The sequence below is a fragment of the Brevibacterium yomogidense genome, assembly GCF_900163715.1.
GTDB classification, from domain to species: Bacteria; Actinomycetota; Actinomycetes; order Actinomycetales; family Brevibacteriaceae; genus Brevibacterium; species Brevibacterium yomogidense_A.
Map to the genome: position 1 here is coordinate 332,240 of NZ_FWFF01000001.1, position 20,121 is coordinate 352,360.

19 protein-coding genes are annotated in these 20,121 nt (G+C 68.8%); 12 read left to right on the forward strand and 7 right to left on the reverse strand.

The features are described 5' to 3' along the window. The first annotated feature begins 60 nt into the window (after window positions 1–60). The 5 genes from FM105_RS01330 (at window position 61) to FM105_RS01350 (ending at window position 4,062) form a co-directional block, all read left to right on the forward strand. Window positions 61–258: a hypothetical protein gene (locus FM105_RS01330; protein ID WP_087003524.1), complete on the forward strand. Its 198-nt coding sequence runs from the start codon at window positions 61–63 to the stop codon at window positions 256–258. Then, complete coding sequence (locus FM105_RS01335; RefSeq protein WP_087003526.1) at window positions 258–1,796, forward strand: sodium/proline symporter; 1,539 nt, start codon at window positions 258–260, stop codon at window positions 1,794–1,796. Before FM105_RS01330 ends, FM105_RS01335 begins: the two co-directional genes overlap by 1 nt. Window positions 1,797–1,824: 28 nt before the next feature. Beyond that, window positions 1,825–2,502, forward strand: coding sequence for a hypothetical protein (locus FM105_RS01340; protein WP_087003528.1), 678 nt, complete (start codon window positions 1,825–1,827; stop codon window positions 2,500–2,502). 130 nt (window positions 2,503–2,632) lie between these two features. Continuing rightward, window positions 2,633–3,208, forward strand: a complete 576-nt coding sequence (locus tag FM105_RS01345) for a dihydrofolate reductase family protein (protein ID WP_087003530.1) — start codon at window positions 2,633–2,635, stop codon at window positions 3,206–3,208. Between the two features lie 167 nt (window positions 3,209–3,375). After that, entirely contained in the window at window positions 3,376–4,062 is a 687-nt protein-coding gene (locus FM105_RS01350) for a hypothetical protein (protein WP_087003532.1), read from the forward strand. A gap of 288 nt (window positions 4,063–4,350) precedes the next feature. Here the strand turns inward: FM105_RS01350 and FM105_RS01355 are convergent, their stop codons facing one another. After that, on the reverse strand, window positions 4,351–4,803 hold the full coding sequence (locus FM105_RS01355; RefSeq protein ID WP_087004256.1) for a MarR family winged helix-turn-helix transcriptional regulator: 453 nt from the start codon (window positions 4,801–4,803) through the stop codon (window positions 4,351–4,353). Window positions 4,804–4,944: 141 nt separating this feature from the next. Here FM105_RS01355 and FM105_RS01360 point away from each other — a divergent pair, with 141 nt between their 5' ends. Further along, complete coding sequence (locus FM105_RS01360; RefSeq protein ID WP_087003534.1) at window positions 4,945–6,462, forward strand: MFS transporter; 1,518 nt, start codon at window positions 4,945–4,947, stop codon at window positions 6,460–6,462. A 408-nt stretch (window positions 6,463–6,870) separates the two neighbouring features. Here the strand turns inward: FM105_RS01360 and FM105_RS01365 are convergent, their stop codons facing one another. The 4 genes from FM105_RS01365 to FM105_RS01380 form a co-directional block, all read right to left on the reverse strand. Next, complete coding sequence (locus FM105_RS01365; protein ID WP_143275776.1) at window positions 6,871–7,902, reverse strand: GNAT family N-acetyltransferase; 1,032 nt, start codon at window positions 7,900–7,902, stop codon at window positions 6,871–6,873. Next, window positions 7,899–9,287, reverse strand: a complete 1,389-nt coding sequence (locus FM105_RS01370) for a hypothetical protein (RefSeq protein WP_256970135.1) — start codon at window positions 9,285–9,287, stop codon at window positions 7,899–7,901. The genes FM105_RS01365 and FM105_RS01370 overlap by 4 nt, the downstream gene beginning before the upstream one ends. Beyond that, a complete protein-coding gene (locus tag FM105_RS01375) occupies window positions 9,257–10,006 on the reverse strand; it encodes an ATP-grasp domain-containing protein (RefSeq protein ID WP_143275777.1) in 750 nt (249 codons plus the stop codon). Before FM105_RS01375 ends, FM105_RS01370 begins: the two co-directional genes overlap by 31 nt. Window positions 10,007–10,284: 278 nt before the next feature. Beyond that, on the reverse strand, window positions 10,285–11,478 hold the full coding sequence (locus FM105_RS01380) for a CobW family GTP-binding protein (protein ID WP_218777884.1): 1,194 nt from the start codon (window positions 11,476–11,478) through the stop codon (window positions 10,285–10,287). Between the two features lie 103 nt (window positions 11,479–11,581). Between FM105_RS01380 and FM105_RS01385 the strand changes: the two genes are divergently transcribed. Next, entirely contained in the window at window positions 11,582–12,226 is a 645-nt protein-coding gene (locus FM105_RS01385) for a hypothetical protein (protein ID WP_087003554.1), read from the forward strand. Between the two features lie 81 nt (window positions 12,227–12,307). Here the strand turns inward: FM105_RS01385 and FM105_RS01390 are convergent, their stop codons facing one another. Beyond that, complete coding sequence (locus FM105_RS01390) at window positions 12,308–13,420, reverse strand: alcohol dehydrogenase catalytic domain-containing protein (protein WP_087003556.1); 1,113 nt, start codon at window positions 13,418–13,420, stop codon at window positions 12,308–12,310. A gap of 96 nt (window positions 13,421–13,516) precedes the next feature. Further along, window positions 13,517–14,605 (reverse strand): zinc-binding dehydrogenase, encoded by a 1,089-nt coding sequence (locus FM105_RS01395; protein WP_179207007.1) that lies wholly within the window; start codon window positions 14,603–14,605, stop codon window positions 13,517–13,519. Between the two features lie 322 nt (window positions 14,606–14,927). Here FM105_RS01395 and FM105_RS01400 point away from each other — a divergent pair, with 322 nt between their 5' ends. The 5 genes from FM105_RS01400 to FM105_RS01420 all read left to right on the forward strand — a co-directional run bounded on the left by FM105_RS01400 (window position 14,928) and on the right by FM105_RS01420 (window position 19,898). Next, window positions 14,928–15,749, forward strand: a complete 822-nt coding sequence (locus FM105_RS01400; RefSeq protein WP_256970136.1) for an N-acyl homoserine lactonase family protein — start codon at window positions 14,928–14,930, stop codon at window positions 15,747–15,749. Then, entirely contained in the window at window positions 15,746–16,264 is a 519-nt protein-coding gene (locus FM105_RS01405; RefSeq protein ID WP_087003562.1) for an FmdB family zinc ribbon protein, read from the forward strand. Before FM105_RS01400 ends, FM105_RS01405 begins: the two co-directional genes overlap by 4 nt. Beyond that, complete coding sequence (locus FM105_RS01410) at window positions 16,261–17,682, forward strand: aldehyde dehydrogenase family protein (RefSeq protein ID WP_087003565.1); 1,422 nt, start codon at window positions 16,261–16,263, stop codon at window positions 17,680–17,682. Before FM105_RS01405 ends, FM105_RS01410 begins: the two co-directional genes overlap by 4 nt. A gap of 94 nt (window positions 17,683–17,776) precedes the next feature. After that, window positions 17,777–18,577, forward strand: a complete 801-nt coding sequence (locus FM105_RS01415; protein WP_087003568.1) for a GntR family transcriptional regulator — start codon at window positions 17,777–17,779, stop codon at window positions 18,575–18,577. A 136-nt stretch (window positions 18,578–18,713) separates the two neighbouring features. Further along, the gene (locus FM105_RS01420) at window positions 18,714–19,898 is read left to right on the forward strand and encodes a TAXI family TRAP transporter solute-binding subunit (protein ID WP_087003571.1); all 1,185 of its coding nucleotides are present in this window, start codon (window positions 18,714–18,716) and stop codon (window positions 19,896–19,898) included. Window positions 19,899–20,121 lie beyond the last annotated feature (223 nt).

Below are 20,121 nucleotides of genomic sequence, written 5' to 3' on the forward strand. Positions count from 1 at the left end.
TGTGAAGATGTGAGTCGTATTACTCCGCAGGACGAAGAAGTCGAAGGAGGGGCACACGACATGTTCGGGCTCCCGATGAGCACCACACTGATCATGGGCGGCGTCATGCTGTTCTGGGTCGTCTACACGATCGTCTTCTATGTGAGGACGAAGGACTGGACCCTCGAGGACGCTGACTACGACGCCTCGAGCGACGACCCCGGCACGGACGGGCACGGTCCCCTCGGCACCGCCGCATCCGGAGAGGGGACACGCTGATGTCGATCGAGATCGTCTTCATCCTCATCTACTTCGCCGTGGTGATCGGCATCGGCCTGGCCGTGAGCCGCCGCAGCTCGAAGAGCCGCGAGGGCTACCTGCTGGGCGGCCGCAGCCTGGGCGCTCCCGTCACGGCGCTGCGTATGCAGTCCACCTCGATGTCCGGCTACATGTTCCTGGGCGCCGGCGGACTGGGCTACAGCCAGGGCTACTACGGCATGTGGTTCGCGCTGGGCGACCTGGGCGGCGGCGTGCTGAACCTGTCGATCATCGGCAGGCGGATGCGCAAGCTGTCGTACCTGCTGGGCTCGATCACGTCGATCGGCTACCTGGAGCGCCGCTACCCGTCGATCTGGACGAAGCTCGTCGCCGGTCCCATCGCGCTCGGCTGCCTGTTCCTCTACGTGCTCGCACAGCTGCTGGCGGGCGGTCAGGGCTTCTCCTCCGTGACCGGCCTGGGGCTCAACGTCTCGCTCGTCATCGCGGTGTCGATCATCCTCATCTACACGTTCCTGGGCGGCTACCTCGCCGTGGCCTACACCGGCTTCCTCCAGGCGATCATCATGGTGATCGGCATGCTGTGGATCCTCATCGCCACCGTGCAGCACGTGGGCGGCCTGACCGCCGGCCACGAAAGCGTCAAGGAGGTCAACGCGAACCTGCTGACCATGTGGGGCGCCGAGGGCCAGTACTTCGGCGAATGGGGCGTCATCCTGGGCGCGCTGCTGATCTTCTCGATCGGCTACATCGGCTACCCCCACGTGAACGTGGGCCACATGTCGATGAAGCGTCCGTCGATCGCGCGGACCGCGGGGCTCTACTCGACCGGGTTCAACCTGCTCTTCATCCCCGGCGCGTACCTGATCGGCCTCTTCGCGCTGCTGATCGTGCCGAACCTCGACAACCCGGAACTGGCGATCTTCGAGGTCGCGCAGGTCGTCCTGCCACCGTTCGCGGTGGGCCTGGTGATGGCCGCGATCATGGCGGCGATCATGTCGACGGCCGATTCGATCCTCCTGCAGGCCGGCACGATCGCCTCGCAGGATCTGGGCGGCACGCTCATCAAGAACCTCAGCGAGAAGGCCGCGGTCAACATCTCGCGCATCGTCATCTTCGTGATCGCGATCATCGGCCTCATCCTCGCGATGTGGCAGCCGCCCGGCGTGTTCGATCTGGTGGTCTTCGCGACCGCGACGATGGGCTCCGCGTTCGTCCCGGCCTACGTGTGCGCGGTGTGGTGGAAGAAGGCGAACACGCCGGGCGCGATCATCTCGATGCTCGCCGGTGCCGTGGGCGCCGTCTGCGGTCAGATCTTCGACACCGCAGGCATGTGGGGGATGGACCCGATGATGGTCGGCATCATCTCGTCCGTGCTGGGCATCATCATCGGCTCGCTCGCCACGCAGAAGTCCCACCCGGTCCCGGCCGAAGTCCTGGCCGCCGTCGAGGAGACCATGCGCGTCGCACCCATCCCCAAGCACCTGGTGATCGGCGAGGACGCGACGCTGTCCACCCAGCGCCCCCGGACGGCGGAGTGACGGTGGTGCGCGCAGCGAGGACCGCGGCATGACGGAGTCGACCGGGCCCGAGGCCGCTGTCGGTTCGAGCGCCGAGGCCGGGGAGGGTGCCCGCGCGCCCTCCCTGGCCTGGCCCGCCTGGATCACGCACGACCGCGCGATCGCGTGGCTGCGGCGCCGGGTTCCGGGTGCCGCTGACGTGCGGGCCCAGCTCTACCACCATCCGATGCTCGCGACCTCGTACGAGGTGCGGAAGCGCGGCGGGTCCGCTTCCGCCCACGCACTGGTCGATCTGGTGGGCGGGCGCGCGTACGCGACGGAGCCGTGGGAGCACGTCGCCTTCGTCCCCATCGCCGAGGCCGAGGCCGGACTCGCGGCCGGAGCGGCCAGCACCGCCGGTCGGGTCCCGGCCGGGACCTCGGCGTCGTCGGAGGGAGGCGGCGCCTCGGGCGAGGGGCGCAGGGAGCCGGCGGGGACCTCGGCGGCGGGGATCTCCGCGCCCCGACGCATCCTCGACGACGAGCGGGGCGAGCGCGTCGCACGGGACCTCGTGCGCAGTGTGCTGCTGCGCGGCAGGCGGCTGGGTCCGCCGGGCCGACTGCATCCGCTGCGGGAGCCGCTGCTGTTCGGCAAGCCCAACTGGTGGCTCACGGGCACGAAGGACGGTCGGCCGGTCGAGATCATCCTGGACGGGCTCTCCGGTCGCCACTACGCGCTGAAGGCGTAGACGAGCGCCTCCCCCGGTCGGCCCGCGGACGCTGTCCGGGTAGCACCGGAACTTCGCGCTTCCGAGGTTGTGGCACTGGACACGGTCTGTAGCCTGACAGGGTGGCCGACGAGGGTCACCAGGAGGAGACATGCGCGAACTCGTGTACTACGTGGCGGTGAGCCTGGACGGATACATCGCGGGACCGGACGGGCAGTTCGACGCGTTCGCACCCGAGGGCGACCACATGAGCGCCCTCCTCGAGCGCTTCCCGGATGCGGTTCCGACCACGATCGCGGAGCAGCTGGGGATCGACCAGTCCGCAGGGGGCTTCTCGACCGTCCTCATGGGGTGGAACACCTACGCGGTCGGCCTGCCCGCAGGGATGGACAGCCCCTACCACCACCTCGAGCAGATCGTGTTCTCACGCACCCAACAGACGGAGGCGGAGAACCTGCGCGTCACGGCGGAGGATCCGGTCCGCACCGTCCAGGAGCTGCGCGGGCAGCCCGGCGGTGACATCTGGCTGTGCGGCGGCGGCCATCTCGCCTCCCAGCTGCTGTGCGAGATCGACCGGGTCGTCCTCAAGCGCAATCCCGTCGTGTTCGGGGCGGGCATCCCGCTCTTCGCGGCGACGGAGTACGAGCCCACCCAGTTCGAGCACCTCGAGACGACGGCCTACGACTCCGGTGTGATCGTGAGTGAGTTGGTGAAGCGCAGCGCGTAGGCTGCGCTCCTTCCTCTGTTCGGAGGTCAGGAGTCGGAATCGAGGTGGGCGGCGTGGTTCAGGCGGTCAGGTGCCTCACCACCGGCACGGGCGCGGCCCGGCTGCGGCACCCGGACGGGTGGTATCGTCGGTGGTGAACCACCGCCGGGCCCGAAAAGGACTCCCTCATGCCCGATTGGCTCGCTCCCATCGCCTACATCCCGGCCTACTGGGGCATGCTTCTGCTGGTGGGCGGAGCCGCGGCACTGGTGTTCTACGTCGTCTGGCGGAGCCTCAACGGCGATACCCGCACCTGGGCGGTCCTGCCGCACTTTCCGCTCCAGGTCTCCCACCACAACACCTGGCCGTTCATGCTGGCGATGATCGGCATCGGGTTGGTGACCCTGCTGCCCACCGTGTTCTTCGAGGCCTGGGCTATGGAAGGGGCCCGGCAGGCCGTCTGGAACGTGTTCCTGGTCCCGGCGGCGCTGGTGGCACTGTCCTTCTTCTGGTGGCCGCTGGCGTGGACGCCGACTTGGTTCAAGAACTGGGCACTCCGCTCGAAGATCGATCCGGAGACCAACCCCTGGACCGATGCGGACATCGACCGGGTCAAATCGGCACCCGACTCCAAGCGCCGTCGGCGAGCGCTGAAGGACATCGCCCGCCTGGTCGGTGAGGCGGAGGTCGAGGGACTGCGGGAGAGGACCCTGCTCGAACGGGAGTCGGAGCGGATCGAGGACTACAACGAACGGCTCGGGATCACCGACGACATGGATTCCATCGAGCGGGCCCTGCTCATCAAGGCCGACCGGAAGCGCCGGAAGGAACAGCAGAAGGCCGACGGGCAGGCCGCGCGGGGCCGCCAGGACTGACGGTGGCCCCCACCGCCCGGGAGTCCCGCAGACCAGCAGTCCCGCCGAGCCAGCCTGACCTGCCAGCGGGCGAGCGCCCGGGGATGATCACGGGCAACCGGCCGGTCCCGAACCACGACCAGGAGGGGGTCCACGCGATCCAGGGAGGTCAACGACCTGCTTGACGCGGCCGAGGCCGAGTCACTTTCCACCTGTGACCTCTGCAGCGCCGCCCCGATTCATCCGTCCCCCGCGACCACCCACCTGTGGAGACAGTCGGCTGACGACCTCAGCGACCACCCGACACGATCATCGCGGCCAGTTCTTGCCGCGACGGCTCTCGATCGCCTCGTTGTAGCGGCGCAGGTAGTCCACGAACTGCAGGACTTCTCCCTCCGACCAGTCCTCGAGGATCCGCGCGAACCCGTCCTTGCGCGCCTCGAGCTCTGCGGTGAGGCGACGCACCCCCTCCTCGGTGGGGCGCAGCTTGCGGGCGATGCCGCCGTCGGGGTCCGGAATGCGCTCGAGGAGCTCCGCCTTCATCGCCGCCGTCGTCTGCCGGTGGATCGTGGAGACGTCCATGTCGAACGCCTCGGCCAGCTCCGCGACCGCCATCGGGCCCTGTGCGTGCAGCCGCGACAAGAGGATCACCGCGCTGCGGTCCAGCGGGACGTCCCGGTCCTTGGGCGCGACCCCCTGCAGAGCGAAGCGCGTCAGCAGCATCTGCTCACGCACAAGATCCTCGAACACATCGTCCTGCATCGCACCATTGTCGCAGGCGAGATCTTCCCCAGGAGACATCGTGTCGCTCACACTCAGCATGGCGGCATTCCCTTCTCACCCGGACATTTGTATACTGCAATCGTATTGCATTCTACAATTGCGTGTTTCACCTGGAGTCCCATGCGCGCGGCCGCGGCCACCTCGTCCACCACCGATCCCGACACCTCGCTCACCCGCCCCCTCACCGGGGCGGGCCCTTCCTCGAACGGTCCCGCCTCCGCCGCTGCACCTCCGGACTCCCCCGCGCCCACCCGCGTGACGCTGGTCCTCGCGACCGCGTGCACGCTCGTGGCGATGATGCAGTCGCTCATCGCACCGCTGCTGACGATCCTCCCGCCCAAGCTGGGCACCACGCCGGGCGCCTTCACCTGGGCCGTCACCTCCACGCTGCTGGCGGGAGCGGTGGCCACCCCCATCGCCGGGCGACTGGGCGACATGCTCGGCAAGAAGCGCGTGATCGTGGGCCTCATGGTCCCGATGCTCATCGGCTGCGCCGTGTCCGCGATGTCGACGGACCTCACGACCATGGTGATCGGCCGGTCGCTCCAGGGCATGGGGATCGGAGCGATCCCAGTCGCCGTGGCACTGCTGCAGGACGTCGTCCCGCCGCAGCGGCGTGCCACGGCGATCGCGCTGGCAAGCGCGTCGATGGGGATCGGCGGCGGGCTGGCGCTCCCCCTGTCCGCCGGCTTCGCGCAGTTCTTCGACTGGCGCCTGCTCTTCTGGATGTTCGCGCTGCTGGGAGCGGTGATGCTCGTGCTGGTCGCGACCCTGGTGCCATCGGGGGCGCACCCCGGTCCCGGTCAGCGGTTCGACGGGCTGGGCGCGGTCCTCATGGCGGTCGGGCTCGTGTCGCTCCTCATCGGCGTCTCGCAGGGGACATCGTGGGGGTGGGCCTCGTGGGAGACGATCGGCGCATTCGCGCTGGCGGTCGTCGCACTCGCGTCGTGGGCCGTGTGGGAGCTGCGCGCCGCGCAACCGCTCGTCGACCTGCGCACCGCTGTGACGCCGGTCGTCCTGCTGACGAACACCGCCTCGATCTTCGCGGGCATGTCCATGTACATCACGCTCGTCGCGACGCCGCAGATCCTCCAGCTGCCATCGGGGTCCGGTCCGGGGCTCGGCGTCTCGCTCCTGGCGGCGGGCCTGCTCATGCTCCCCGGCGGGTTCATCCAGATGCTGCTGGCCCCGGTGGGCGGTCGCCTCATCAACGCGAAGGGGCCCAAGGTCGCACTCATCGCGGGCCTGGGCGTCATCGCCATCGGCTACGGGAGCATGCAGGCCTTCCTCGCGAGCGCGATCGGCCTGATGTTCGCCCACATGATCATCAAGGGCGGGGTGGGCATCGCGTACGGGGCGATGCCGGCGCTCATCATGCGCTCCGTGTCACCATCGGCCACCGGGTCGGCGAACAGCTTCAACACGCTCATGCGGTCGATCGGCAGCTCGACGGGATCGGCCGTCGTGGGCGCGGTGCTCGCAGCGGTGACGATGTCGATCGGAGGAGAGGCCGTCATGTCGGAGGCCGGATTCCGGATCGTCTACCTGATCGGGTTCGGCGTGGCGATCGTCGCCGTAGCGATCGCGTGCTTCATCCCGTTCCGCTTCGGCGCGAAGGGCGCGGCGAAGCGAGCCTAAGCGGAACTGAGCGGGGCTGAGCGGTCGCCGCGGGAGACGCGTCCCGTCGGCTCACCGTCCGTTCGCCGCCTCCATGCTCCTCTGACCGCGGCACGCAGCGGCGAAGCGAACACGGACGCGGCGAACGGGCAAGCATACCCCACTTGGCGAGGGATGCCCTTACGGTTCGACGGACCGGCGCACGCGGGTGGCCCACGAACCAGCAATCCGTCCGTCGTGGGGCAGGCAGCCGCGCTCCCGCACGAAACACCGCCTTTCACCCCGCGTTGAGGCCCGCGAACCACCACCTTTCATCAAGTCGCACAACTTGTTTCCTATGCGGTCTGATGAAAGGTGGTGGGTCGCGTCTTCCCGCATGGGCCGGGCGGCGCGGCGAACACGGAGGCGGCGAACGGCCGATACGGCCCGTCAGGCTGCCGGCGCCGGCGTGCGGTAGCCCGGGAAGAACGCGTCGCGGCGGCGGGTCAGCGGGCCGTTCTCCGCTTCCCACCCGGTGCAGAGCCGCTCGTACTCGTCGTGCTGGATGACGATGCGAGCGGTGGCTTCCGACCGCTCGACCTGCGTGAACCCGGACTTGAAGTGCCGCAGGGATTCCTGGAGCCCTCCGCCCAGGACGTAGTCCCGATCGCCCCGGCTGTGAGCCCAGCTCAGCACGGCATCGAAGATCGCCACCTGCGGCACCCTGCGGTGGAAGTCGGGATGCGTGGCGCCCAGGAAGTACTGGACCGTTCCGCTGCAGGAGGTCACCAGGTGGGCACCTGCCAGCTCGCCGTCCATCATGAGCACCCACAGTGACGTGTACATCCCCGCCTCGTCGCGCAGCCGTTCGAAGTACTCGCGGCTGTATCTGTAGGCGGATCCCGCCTCCACGCGCTCCATCGTCCTCGTGTAGATCCGGTGGAACTCCTCGAGGTGCTCCCACTCCGTATCCTGCACCGCGATGTGCCCGTCCCGCTCGGCCCTGCGCATGTTCCGCCGGTGGTTCTGCCGCATGCCTCCCTTGATCTCCTCCAGGGGCCGGTCGAGGGGGATGACGAACGACGGCCCGTGCTCCACGACGGCTCCGGCACCTGCGAAGTCGCCGAGGCCGGCCAGCGGATGCCCTCGCAGGAAGAGGGACACCACCCCGCGCTCCCGCAGGTGGTCCACCAGTGCGGACACCGCCGCGCGACGCCACTCCTCCGTCGCCCCCTCGGAGAAGACGGGTCCCGCAGGTCCATGAGGCGTCGACGCGTCCTCGAATCCACCGGGCAGGGCGGAGAAGACGAGCGGAACGAGCAGCGCGGACTCCCCGTCCTCCACGACCACGAGGCGACTCTCCGTGCCGTGGAACCGGTCCTCCGCGCGGACGAACGCGGGGATATGGAAGATGTCGTGGCGGGTGCCGGGCAGGTAGGCGGCCCACTCCGGGTCCGAGGTCTCGAGGACGTGCACTCTCATGGCTGTCCCGCTCCACTCAGCTGCCGACCATCCGCATGCGGCCCACCGTCGTGCAGCCCACTCCCCTGCAGCCCACTCTCTTGCAGCCCGTCCGCTTCCGTCACGGCTTCCGTCACGGCTTCCGTCACACCCTCCGCCACAGCCGCATCGCCGGAGGCCCCCTCCGGGTCACCGCTCTGGATCCACAGATTGCCCCGGAGGTAGTCCTCGACGCCCCACGCACGCCGGACCAGGTTCAGCGAGTCCCCGTCGCGCACGTACACGGCCGGCGGGTACTCGATGAACGTCGATTGGTAGGACATCGTGTATGCCCCGACCGTGTGGAAGACGATGCGATCGTCCACGTCGACCGCAGGTGCATCACGGAGCTGGAGCAGTCGGTCATCCTCCATGCACGTGAAGCCGCTGATGATCTGGTCCGGGCGCTCCGCCGTCGCATCCGTGTCGAGGGTGACCTCGAAGGGTCGCCGCCGGCGGAACAGCGGATCGATGTTGGTGCGGCTGGCGTCCGTGACGACGATCGTGCGGGGACCGACCTCCTTGACGTCGATGACGCTGCTGTGGAACTCGACGGGTACGGCGATGAGCGACCCGCCCGGTTCGACGATCAGGCGGGTCCTCCGCGGATCCACCACGGCTCCGAGCACCTCACGGATCGCAGCGATGTACTCATGGAAGGTCGGGCCCTCGTCTTCGCTGCCGAAGAAGCCGCCGCCGATGTCGATCCACTCGAGGTCGAGACCGCGGGACGCGATCAGCTCTGCGGCGACCGATGCGGCCGCCCGGAAGACGTCCACACTCTGCGACTGCGAATTGCGGTGCATGTGGAGTCCCGCGACTCGCACCCCCGCAGCCGTCAGTTCTGCGATCATCCGGTCGAGCTCGCCGTTGTCCGCGTCGAAGCCGAACCGGCTCCCGTCCGGCCCCGTCGTGCTCTCACCGGGGCAGCGGGCCTCGAGATCCCAGTTGACGCGCAGTCCGACGGCGAACTCGGCGTGGGGCATCTCGCTGGCCAGTTCAGCGGCCCACGTGACCTCGCGCTTCGCATCGAGGTTGATGATCGATCCGTTCTGAAGCGCGGACCGCAGGAGCCCACGGCTCTTGATCGGACCGTTGTACACGATGCGGTCCGGCCTGTACCCCAGCGCGAGGGCGAGGCGGTACTCGGTGTCCGAGACGACCTCGGCCCAGACACCGTGGTCCCGCATGAAGGACACCAGCCAGGGCAGCGAGTTCGTCTTGAAGGAATAGGACAGGATCGACGCCGGCCACTGCGTGTCCAGGGCCTGTTGGAAACGGCTGACGAACCCTGTGAGCACGGGCCGATCGATCACGAAGGCCGGTGTGGGCGGTCTCAGGTGGGCTGCACGACGCGTGAGGTCCATGAGGCTGCTCCTTCCTGGTGTGAGAGTCCCATCGCGGACCCGTCCGGACTCGGTTCGAAGCCGATGATGCCTTCGTGCTTCGCCCCGACGTGACCCAGGCGATAGGTGTTCCAGCGCGGCTGGGGGGCGAACCCCAGCGTCGACGCCACGAAGAAGTGCGGCACGTCCGCACCGGCCACGTGGCTGAAGGGGTATCCGCCTCCGAAGCGGGGATTGATGTCGATGACGGAGGCCGCCCCGTCGCCTGAGAGCAGCAGGTCGACATCGACCGTGCCCTGGATTCCCAGGGCGTCGGCCAGAGTCGCGGCCAGGCCTGCGAACGGACCGCTGTCGACGGACACCGCCGCGGCGGTCTCGCCGTTGCGCATGCTGAGCTTGCGGCGGGCCAGCACGCCGGCCACCGGTCCGCCACGCACGGGCGTGACGATGTCGATGCCGTACTCGGTGCCCACCACGTCGGGCTGGACGACCAGCTCGTCATCCGGGGACCCGCCGAGGTCCGAGCGGGTCGCGGAATCCGTCGCCAGCCAGCGGCGGAGCTGCTCGGAGGTGCGCCTGAGCAGACCGGACGAGCCGCTGCCCCAGCGGTCCTTGAGGATCACGGCCGGCGTCGTCTCCAGCAGCGCATGCACCGCTTCCGTGTCCGACAGCAGCGCGGTGCGCGGTGTCGGGACTCCGATCCGGGTCAGGGCGCGGGACATGCGCAGCTTGTCCGCCACGGCGCGGTGGGAGGCGCCCTCCAGGCACGGCACGACCACCCCGCGCTCGCGCAGGCGTGTGCTCAGCCCCTGCGATAGGGCCGTGAGCTCGCAGTCGTCAGGGTCGGTGCGCGAGGGGCGCTAATCGCCACAGCAAGTGCTGTTGTTGTCGCTGATGGCGCGGCCTGTGCGACCGATGACGCCTAGCCCTTGGTCCCCCGGTTGGTCCACTCGCAGGATGTGCGGTTTCCCGCAGTGGGTGGCGGTGGGGGACGGCGAGGCGCGCGCATCACCGCTGGTCAGCTGTGGAGGCGCACGTATCGGTCCAGCCGGTCGAGACCGGACAGAGTCCGGACCCCGCCGCCGAGGCCGCCCGCACCAGGCTGCTCGGAGGCCGCTGCCATCGCAGCGCGCAGGATCGCGTGGACGGCGTCCTCGTCGAAGTCCTCGCCGATCGCCACGAGCTCACTCGTGATCTGACGCTCGTGTGCAGCTGTGCCCGGGTGATCACCGCGGCCATCCTGACCCTGCACTTCCACCGCTCGCTCCGGCACGGCGGACACGTACACACTCGGGCCGACCGCCTGGACGGTGAACCACCGGATCGCCTCTCCGTCCGGGACTGCGATGGCCCCCTTCACCCGGTAGACGCCCGGCGGCAGGTCCTCCACGAAGTCCAGGACACCGGCCGGGTCTGCACAGCCGTCGAGCCTCACTGTCACGGACCGGGCGTGGCGATGCGGGACCCCGGTCTGGTCGATCTCCGCCAGCGCCGCGGCCTCCCGCTCGGAGTACTCCTGGCGGAGCAGGTCCCAGACGGGCAGCTCACCCTGCACATCGGTGGCTGCGGCCGGGCTGTCCGCACTCCCCCTCCGCGCTCCCGTATCCACGAGAAGCGTCGGGTCGAGTCTCCCGAACACGGTTCCCGTCACGAGCACGCGCGGATTGCGCTGGTGCACGCGCGTGCGGATCGCCTCGACTGCGGGCTTACGGTCCTCCACCGGCAGGAGGTCGAGCTTGTTGACGACCACCAGCGTCGTCGCCGCGTAGCGCACGGGCGGCAGGGATCCGGTGTCGACGGTCTCGTCGTGCATGAGGGCATCGACGATGTCGACCACGCCCGCGAGGTGGAACCGATGGCGGCCCCACTGGCTCACCATCCGCGCGAGGGTGAGGGGCTCCGCGATCCCGCTCGCCTCGACGATGATCGCGTCGAGCTCCAGGCGCGGATCGGCAAGCGAGGCGAGGGCCTCTTCGAGCGCGCTCGTGTCGCTGAGGCAGCACACACAGCCGCCGGCGATCGAGACCGGTTCATCGACCTGTCCGGCGACCAGCCCCGCATCGACGTTGAGGTCGCCGAAGTCGTTGACGACGACTCCCACGCGGGAGTCGGGGTGCCGCAGCAGGTGGTTGAGGATGCTCGTCTTCCCCGCGCCCAGATATCCCGTCAGCAGGATGACGGGGACGGCGGGACTCCAGGATGTGCGGCTCACAGCTCCCCAGGATAGGACGCCGAGCTCCGTCCGCCGCACACTGAGACTTACGCGTTCGACGGGTGCCGCTCGCGCGTCCACTGTCTCGCGAGACAATGGACTCATGACGTCCTCGCACACTCCTGACCAGCCGGCCGAGTCGGATCGGTCCCCCGCACCCACCACCCTCACCGCCGCCCAGGTCGTCGCCCACGCCCGCTTCAGTGAGCCGGGCATCGACAAGTCGAGCGCCCTCATGCTGCTGTACTTCGTCACCGGCTGGCTGGAGGAGTGGAACGGCCGCCGCGTGGTCGATGCCGGGTTCGAAGCCTGGCAGCACGGACCAACCGACCCCGGCGCGCACGCCCGCTTCGCGGAGACGCTGCCCAAGCGTCTGCGGCTCCCGGACGATCAGATGCTGGAGCTGCAGGTCGAGGCCGTCGTCACGTGGGGCCTGGGCGGGAAGCCCGGGCAGCGGAAGCCGGTGCATTCGAGCGCGCTGATCAGCGCTGCGAAGGCGACCCGTGCCTACGAGGAGGCGGCGGCTGCGGGGAAGCCGGCGTTCGCCTCGGGCCCGGCGATCCCGACCGATCGCGTGACGGGAGCCTTCCACGAACTCGCCGAGGCCGTCGCCGCGGGGACCACCGACGGACCCTCCCAGCCCGGCGAGGAGGAGCGCGCCGAGGCGGACCGCCAGGCCGAGGCCAAGCGGCTGCGCGCGCAGCTCGCCGAGCGCTTCGACACGGGTCCCGGCCTCACCGAGGTATAAGCGCGCAGGCGTCTGCGGTCCGCGAAGCGCCCTCTCAGCTCGCTCAGCCCGCAGTCTCGCTCAGTCCTCGGCTGACACCCCTCAGTCTTCGAAGAGGATGACCTGGCGCACGGCCTCGCCATCGGCAAGCTTGTCGAGCGCCCCGTTGATTTCGTCGAGCGTGATCGTCGACGAGATCAGCTCGTCGACGGGCAGGCCCTCCTCGCGCCACAGCTTCTCGTAGACGGGGATGTCCTTCGCGGGGACGGCCGAGCCCAGGTAGGAACCCACGACCGTGCGCGCCTCAGCCGTGAGCGTGAGCGGGGTGATCGTCGACGCCGCCTGGGGTGAGGGCAGCCCGATCGTCACCGTCTTCCCACCCACACCCGTCGCCTTGAAGGCCGTCTCGAACGCCTTCGGATGGCCGGCTGCCTCGATGACGATGGGCGCCTTCACCCCGTTCTCCTCGAGCTGTGCGGGGGTGTAGACCTCATCGGCCCCCAGCTCCTTCGCACGGGTCAGCTTCGATTCGTTGGCGTCGACACCGATGACCTTCCCCTTCTTCAGCGACACCGCCGTGATGAGCGCGGCCATGCCGACACCGCCCATCCCCACGATCATGATGGCGTCGCCGTCCTGCGGATCGCCCGCGTTGATGACGGCACCGCCGCCGGTCAGCACGGCGCAGCCCAGGACCGCCGCGATCTCCGGCGGCACGTCATCGCCGACCGGCACGACGGAGCTGCGGTGCAGCACAGCATGCGTCGCGAATCCGGAGACGCCCACGTGGTGGTAGACCTCGCCGTCACCCTCGTGCAGGCGCATGTGGTCGCCCACCAGCGTGCCGGCGTTGTTAACCGCGGTGCCGGGGATGCACGGCAGCTTGCCGTTCGTGAGGCAGTTCTCGCACTCGCCGCAGCGCGGCAGGAAGACAGTGCTCACCTGCTGGCCGGCCGTCAGGTCGGTGATGTTCTCCCCCACCTTCTCCACCACGCCCGAGGCCTCGTGGCCCAGGAGCATCGGTGTGGGCCGCGGCCGGTTGCCGTCGACCACGGACAGGTCGGAATGGCAGAGGCCCGCCGCGCGGATCCTGATGAGCACTTCGTCCGGGCCCGGCCCATCGAGCTCGAGGTCGACGATCCGCAGGGGCTTGCTGTCCGCGTACGGCCGCTCTGCCGTGCCGACGGAATCGAGTACTGCGCCAGTGATCTTCATCGTGGTCTCCTCCGTGGATCTCATCTGTCGTTGTCCTACCGGCACAAGCCTCGATCAGCGAGTGGCGGATCGATCAGTCGTCCGCATGCCGACACATCAGTCACTGATGACGATGCCGGCGCGCGTCACCTTCCGTGCAGCGGCCTGCGCAAGCGCCTCCTCCACCTCATCCAGCGTGAAGTCCTTGTCGACGAGGGACTCCCAGGGGAAGTGCGGCGTGTCCGCGACGAACCGGATCGCTCGTCCCAGCACATTCTGCGGATAGCGGATGGCGGCACGGATCTGCACACCCGTGCGCGTGAAGAGGCCCGGGTCGAAGTCCGTGTACTTGTGCGGCGTGATGTTGCCGATCTCGACGAAGATGCCGCCGGCGCGCGTCATGCGCACGCCTTCCGAGAATGCCGACGGCACACCCGTGAGGTCGATGACGACGTCCGCGCCGCCGTCCGTGAGGTCCTTCACGAGGTCGACGCGACCATCCGAACCGTCGGCCGGGGTGAGGTCGACGGTGTGGTGGGCGCCGAACTCCTTGACCTTCTCCAGCCGCTGCGGCGCCATCTCCGCCACCCACACGGTCGCCCCGAAGCTGCTCGCGACGGCCGAGGCGCACACGCCCAGACCGCCGGCTCCCAGGATGACGACCTTGTCGTCGTAGGACACCTCGCCGACGAGGCACCCGTAGAACACCTGCGACAGCGCACAATTCACGCTCGAGGCCGCCTTGCTGGTCACACCGTCCGGCACCTTGTACACCGCGAAGCTGGGACCCACGACGTAGTGCGTGCCGAACGTCCCGTGGAAGTGGGGAGACTCGTCCGCCTGCTTCGACCAGCCGGTATAGGCGTTGCGGCAGATGTTGGGGTGGCCGTTGTTGCATTCAGGGCAGCGCCTGCACGCCTGGAAGTACGTCGACACGACGCGATCGCCCACGGACAGCGGTTCACCCGCGAAGTCCGCCGTGACGCCTTCGCCCAGGGCGTGGACGCGGCCGATCCCCTCGTGCCCCATGACGCAGCCGGGACCCACCAAGGGGTGACCGCCGTTCAGGATGTGCACGTCGGATCCGCACACGTTCGCGCGGATCATCTCCAGCACCAGTCCGCCCGCAGGCGGATCCGGGACATCGTATTCGCGGGCAGCGATGCTCCCCACGTCCTCGAGAACAAGATTCCGTCCAGTGACCATGCACACCCACCTCGTCGTGCGGCGCCGGAGCGCCGAGTGATGCCAGCCCATCTCGAAGGACCGGCCCTTGCGAAGCTACTCAAATATATTCCGACCGTCAAGAGGTATATGCATACGCGCATGCTTCGATTCGGAACCTGGGGCGAGGCCCTTGACTCCTGAGCGATCTGAAATATATTTGAACGTGCGGTGGGTTCCCTACGCGGAGTCCAGCAACGACTCCGACGGGGGCTCGTCGTGGACGCAGCGCACGGAACGCCGCACAGCACCGCACGGAACGTCACGCCTTCAACGACGAAGCAGAAGCGAGAGGGAGATTCCGATGGCCACTCCAGACATGAAAGTGCACATCCTCGAGTCCGGGACGATGGAAGCCGACCGCACCTGGCTGCTCCTGGCACCGCACACCGTCATCAAGACGCGCGAGCATAAGAACGATCCCCGCGCATGGGGCCAGGTGCCCACACATGCGGTCTACATCGACCATCCGGAGGGCAAGATCCTCTGGGACACCGGCGTCCCCCGGAACTGGCAGACGCACTGGGAACCCACGGGCTTCCACGAGTTCTTCCCCGTCCTCGACGACCCGGAGGGCGACTCCGGCTACCTCGATTCCAGCCTGTCCCAGATGGGCCTCGCTCCGGACGACATCGACATCCTCGTCCTCTCGCACCTGCACTTCGACCACGCGGCGAACGCCAAGATGTTCGACAACGGCAAGACGCGCATCGTGACGAGCCAGGCGGAGCTCGACGGGGTCGCGGACATCTCGGGCTACAACAAGGGCGCCCACATCCCGGACGACTACAAGGGCCTGAGCATCGGCGGGATCACCGGTGACGACGAGATCGTCCCCGGCGTCTCCGTCATCCAGACCCCGGGACACACATGGGGGACGATGTCGCTGCGCGTGGACCTGCCGAACGAGGGCACGAAGATCTTCACCTCGGATGCGGTGTACATGGAGGAGTCCTACGGGCCTCCGGCCATCGGCGCGGCGATCGTGTGGAGCTCGCTCGACTGGCTGGAGTCCGTGGAGAAGCTGCGGCGCATCGAGCAGGAGACGGGCGCGGAGATGATCTTCGGCCACGACGAGGCACAGCGCCAGAACTTCAAGATGGGACCGGACGAGTACTACTCATGATCCTCTACGACTACAAGTGCACACGCGACCATCGCTTCGAAGCCGGTGTCGCCTCGATGTCGTCGCCCGCACCGGACTGCCCGGACTGCGGGGAGGCATCGCGCCGGATCCTCACCACCGTGCGCACCAGCGGATTCGCGTCCGCCGGCCACAGCCGTGAGGACATGCCCAAGAGCTGGAAGGGCATGTCAGGCGGCAGCCCGGATGCGGTGAACTACTGGCGCCGCTCGATGGAGAAGCGCGAGAAGCTGGAGGAGCGCTACCCGGAGCTGGGCGGAGATCGCAGGCCGATCCTCGCGCACGAAGGGATCTTCCAGGGCAGACCTCTGCGCGCCGGCGACGACATCGGGGCATCCGTGGAGGCAGCGGTCACGGCCGACGCCAAGCAGTCGGCGTCCGCGCCGGCGGCTGGGAAGCCGCGGGCGGGCGCAGGGAAGGCGAACAGCGGAGGAAAGCCGGCCGGGACCTCGGCGGCGGGATCCACGACCGCACGGGGAGGTGCGCGGGGACGATGACTCAGACACCCGCATTCATCGCCGGTGAGCGAGTGACCGGCGCGGACTCGTACGAGAACGTCGATCCGGCGGACGGCCACGTGATCGGTGAGGTCCTGAGGGGCACCGCCGAGCACATCGATGCGGCCGTCGCCGCGGCCCGTCGCGCGCAGCCGGAGTGGGCGGCGACGAAGCCGGAGCACCGCGCGGACGTCGCCCAGGCGTTCGCCGCGCTCGTCCTCGAGAACGTCGAGGAGCTCGCCCGCCTCGATTCGGAGGACACCGGGAAGCCGATCTCACAGGCGCGGACCGACGGGCAGGTGACCGCCCGGTACTTCACGTTCTACGGTCGAGCGATCGACTCGTACTACGGACTGCAGCTGCCGGTCGACCCGGCGTTCCACGTGTACACCCGCCGCGAGCCCCTGGGCGTGTGCGGCAGCGTCATCGCCTGGAACTATCCGCTGCAGCTGTTCGGCCGCGCGGTCGCACCCACCGTCGTCACCGGCAACGCCGTGGTGCTCAAGCCGGCCGACGAGACTCCCCGATCCGCCGTCCGCCTCGCCGAACTGGCGGTCGAGGCCGGGTTCCCGCCCGGGATCATCAACGTGGTCCCGGGGATCGGCGCCGAGGCCGGGGCCGCCCTGGCAGCACACCCGGGCATCGACCACATGGGCTTCGTCGGGTCGAACGCGGTGGGGAAGCTCATCGCCGGATCCGCGGCGGACAACGTCGTGCCGACGACGCTCGAGCTGGGTGGGAAGTCCCCGCACGTCGTCTTCCCCGACGCCGACCTCGACCGGGTCGCGCTGTTCGCCACGAAGGGCATCCTGCAGAACGCAGGTCAGACGTGCTCGGCAGGGTCGCGCCTGCTCGTGCACAGCTCCGTCGAGGACGAGCTGCTCGAGCGACTGCGCGCCTCCTTCGAGTCGACCACGCTGGGGCCGGGATCGTCGGACCCCGACCTCGGACCGCTCATCTCGCGGAAGCAGCAGGATCGTGTGACGGGGATGGTGGAGCGGGCCTCGGGCCGTGTGGTCACAGGCGGGACCAGGCCCACCGGCTCGTCGTTGGGCGACGGCGCGTACTTCTCGCCGACGCTCATCGCGGGTGTCGAACAGGACGCGGAGATCTTCCAGGAGGAGGTGTTCGGGCCGGTCCTCGTGTCGCGCACGTTCGAGGACGAGGACGAAGCCGTGGCGCTGGCCAACGGCACGGACTACGCGCTCATGGCCGCCGTGTGGTCGCGGGACTCGTCCCGGGTGCACCGCCTGGCAGCCCGCATCCGAGCGGGCCAGGTCTACGCGAACGCCTACGGCGCCGGCGGCGGGGTCGAGTACCCTTTCGGAGGCTTCGGGAAGTCCGGCTACGGCCGCGAGAAGGGCTACGAATCGCTCGACGCGTACACGGCGACGAAGACGGTGCTCGTCAGTCTGTGACGAGTGGTGCGCGGGGCGGTCGATCGAGTGCATCGGCCGCCACGCGCACTGCTGGTAGCGGCGATCAGGCGACTGCAGAGGAAGCGAACGGGCAATGGGACGAGACAGCGGGCACGCGCACCACGGCGATGAGCGAAGGGTCGACGTGCACAGCGTCGACGGGCGCAGGGTCGAGGTGCGCAGCGGTGACGGGCGCAGGGTCGACGTGCGCAGCGGCACGGTGACCGAGCGCGATCGCCGGTACGGGACCTCGGCGTCGCTCGTCGCATCCGACATCGGGGAGAACATCATCTCGGGGCACCTGCCCCCCGGCAGCTCTCTGCGCGTCCACGAACTCGCCTCGCAGTACGAGATGTCGCTGACGCCCGTCCGCGAGGCGATGCAGCGGCTCGTGACGGAGGGCCTGGTCGCGCGCCGGCCAGGGGTGGGCTTCGCCGTGGCTCCGCTCACGGGCGACGACATCCGCGACGTGTTCCTCACGCTGGGATTCGTGAGCGGTGAGCTCGCAGCGCGGGCGATGGACGCGCTGACCGATGCGCAGCGGACCGAGCTCAGGGCGCTCCACCACGAATCGATCGCGATGCTCCACCGCGACGCCGCGAACGGTCTGGACTCGCGCAATCGCGCGTTCTACTCGCTCATCAACCACGCCTCGCGCTCCCCCAAGCTGCGGTGGACGGCAGGGCTGTGCATCCGGTTCGTCCCGCGCACCCTGTACTCGGACATCCCGGGCTGGCCGGAGATCACGGTGGACGGACAGCGGAAGGTCCTCGAGGCGCTCGATGCCGGAGACGTCCGGGCCGTGCGCGAGGCGACCCGCGACTTCCACCACCGCGCAGGCGAAGCGCTCGCGGAGAACTTCTCGGAGAACCTGCGCGTGCGCTCCGCGGTCTGATGTTCCGGCCGTTCAGCAGTTTTGCCGCCTGAGTATCATTTGATGATCATTAGTGATGCACGGCTCAGTAGTCCGCTACGATGTGCCCGGGTCCACCCGACCGGTCGACGACGATGGCAGGAGCACACGAGCACACATGATCAGGCTGAAGAATCGTGCACACAGGCGCGCTCGGGCGACGTCTGTGGTCGCCGCTGTCGCTGCCGGGGCTCTCGTGCTGTCGGGCTGCGAGGCGCAGAACAATGTGGTCGGTGGCCTGCCGGACCCGCTTGTCTTCACCACGTACGGCACGACCACGGGTTCGTACGCAGATCTGGCCGGCGTGACCGACCGGGTGTCGCTGGAGACCGGCGCACGGGTGCGCATCATCACGTCCGATACGTCCGTGGGTCGGCTGGCGGCGCTGCGGGCAGGCGCGGCGAAGGTCGGCCGTCTGGGTGACGAGTACATCTTCGGCTTCGAGGGCGTCAACGAGTTCGCGAACGAGGACTGGGGGCCGCAGGACATCCGCGTCGTCTGGGCTCCGCTGTCACCGCACGGCGTCATGACGCGCACGGGCGACGGCATCGAATCGATGGCCGATCTCGAGGGGATGCGCGTGCCCCTGTACACCGCCAACCCGTCTGCCAACGCGAAGGTGCAGGCGCTGCTCGCGCACGGCGGCCTCACCCTGGACGACGTCGAACTCGTGAATGTGGGCTACGGCGAGCAGGCCTCCGCGATGCAGGACGGGCAGATCGACATGATCTACGGCGCGGTCTACGGCGGCTCCCTCTACGAGCTCGCGTCGAATGTCGACGTCGAATGGGTCGACCTGGACGCGGATGACGAGGAGGCGGTCGAGCGCATGCAGGCGGTCGTCCCGGCGCTGAATGTGGGCTCCTTCGACCGCGCTCCGGCGCAGGAAGAGGGCGAAGAGAGCAACGGCGTCCTCTACAGCGTCGCGATCGCAGCGTACGACGACATGCCGGAGGATCAGATCTACACGCTGATCGAGGCGATGGCGAAGACGTACCCGGAGTACAAGGACACGACGATCAGCCTGCCGCGCTGGGAGCCCGAGCAGGTCCTCGACGTCCCCACGGAGACGCCGTTCCACGAGGGCACGATCCGCTGGCTCGAGGAGCACGACCGCTGGAGCGATGAGGCGCAGGCGAAGCAGGACGAGCTCATCGAGCGGGGCGAGCGCCTCGACGAGGAGTGGGCGAAGTTCATGGAGACGGACCCGTCCGATGAGGACACGTACCGCCTGTGGCTCGAATGGAAGCGGGACAACGGGCTGGCCAAGGAGTCGGAGGAGATCACGAGCGGCTTCTTCTGAGGCCGTGCGCGGGCCGGGGCTCTCGTCCGTCCCCTCCGGCCCCTCCCCACCCTCCCCTCCTCACCGTCCCGTCCTCGCCGAGACGCCGGTTACCGGTACGAAACACCGTGCCAGGGCGCGGCGTTTCGTGTCGGTAGCCGGCGTGTGGGCACCTGTAGGAATCGACGAGGCGCGACGTGCCCACCCGAGGTCACAATCACGTGCACGCTCTATGCTCTATCCA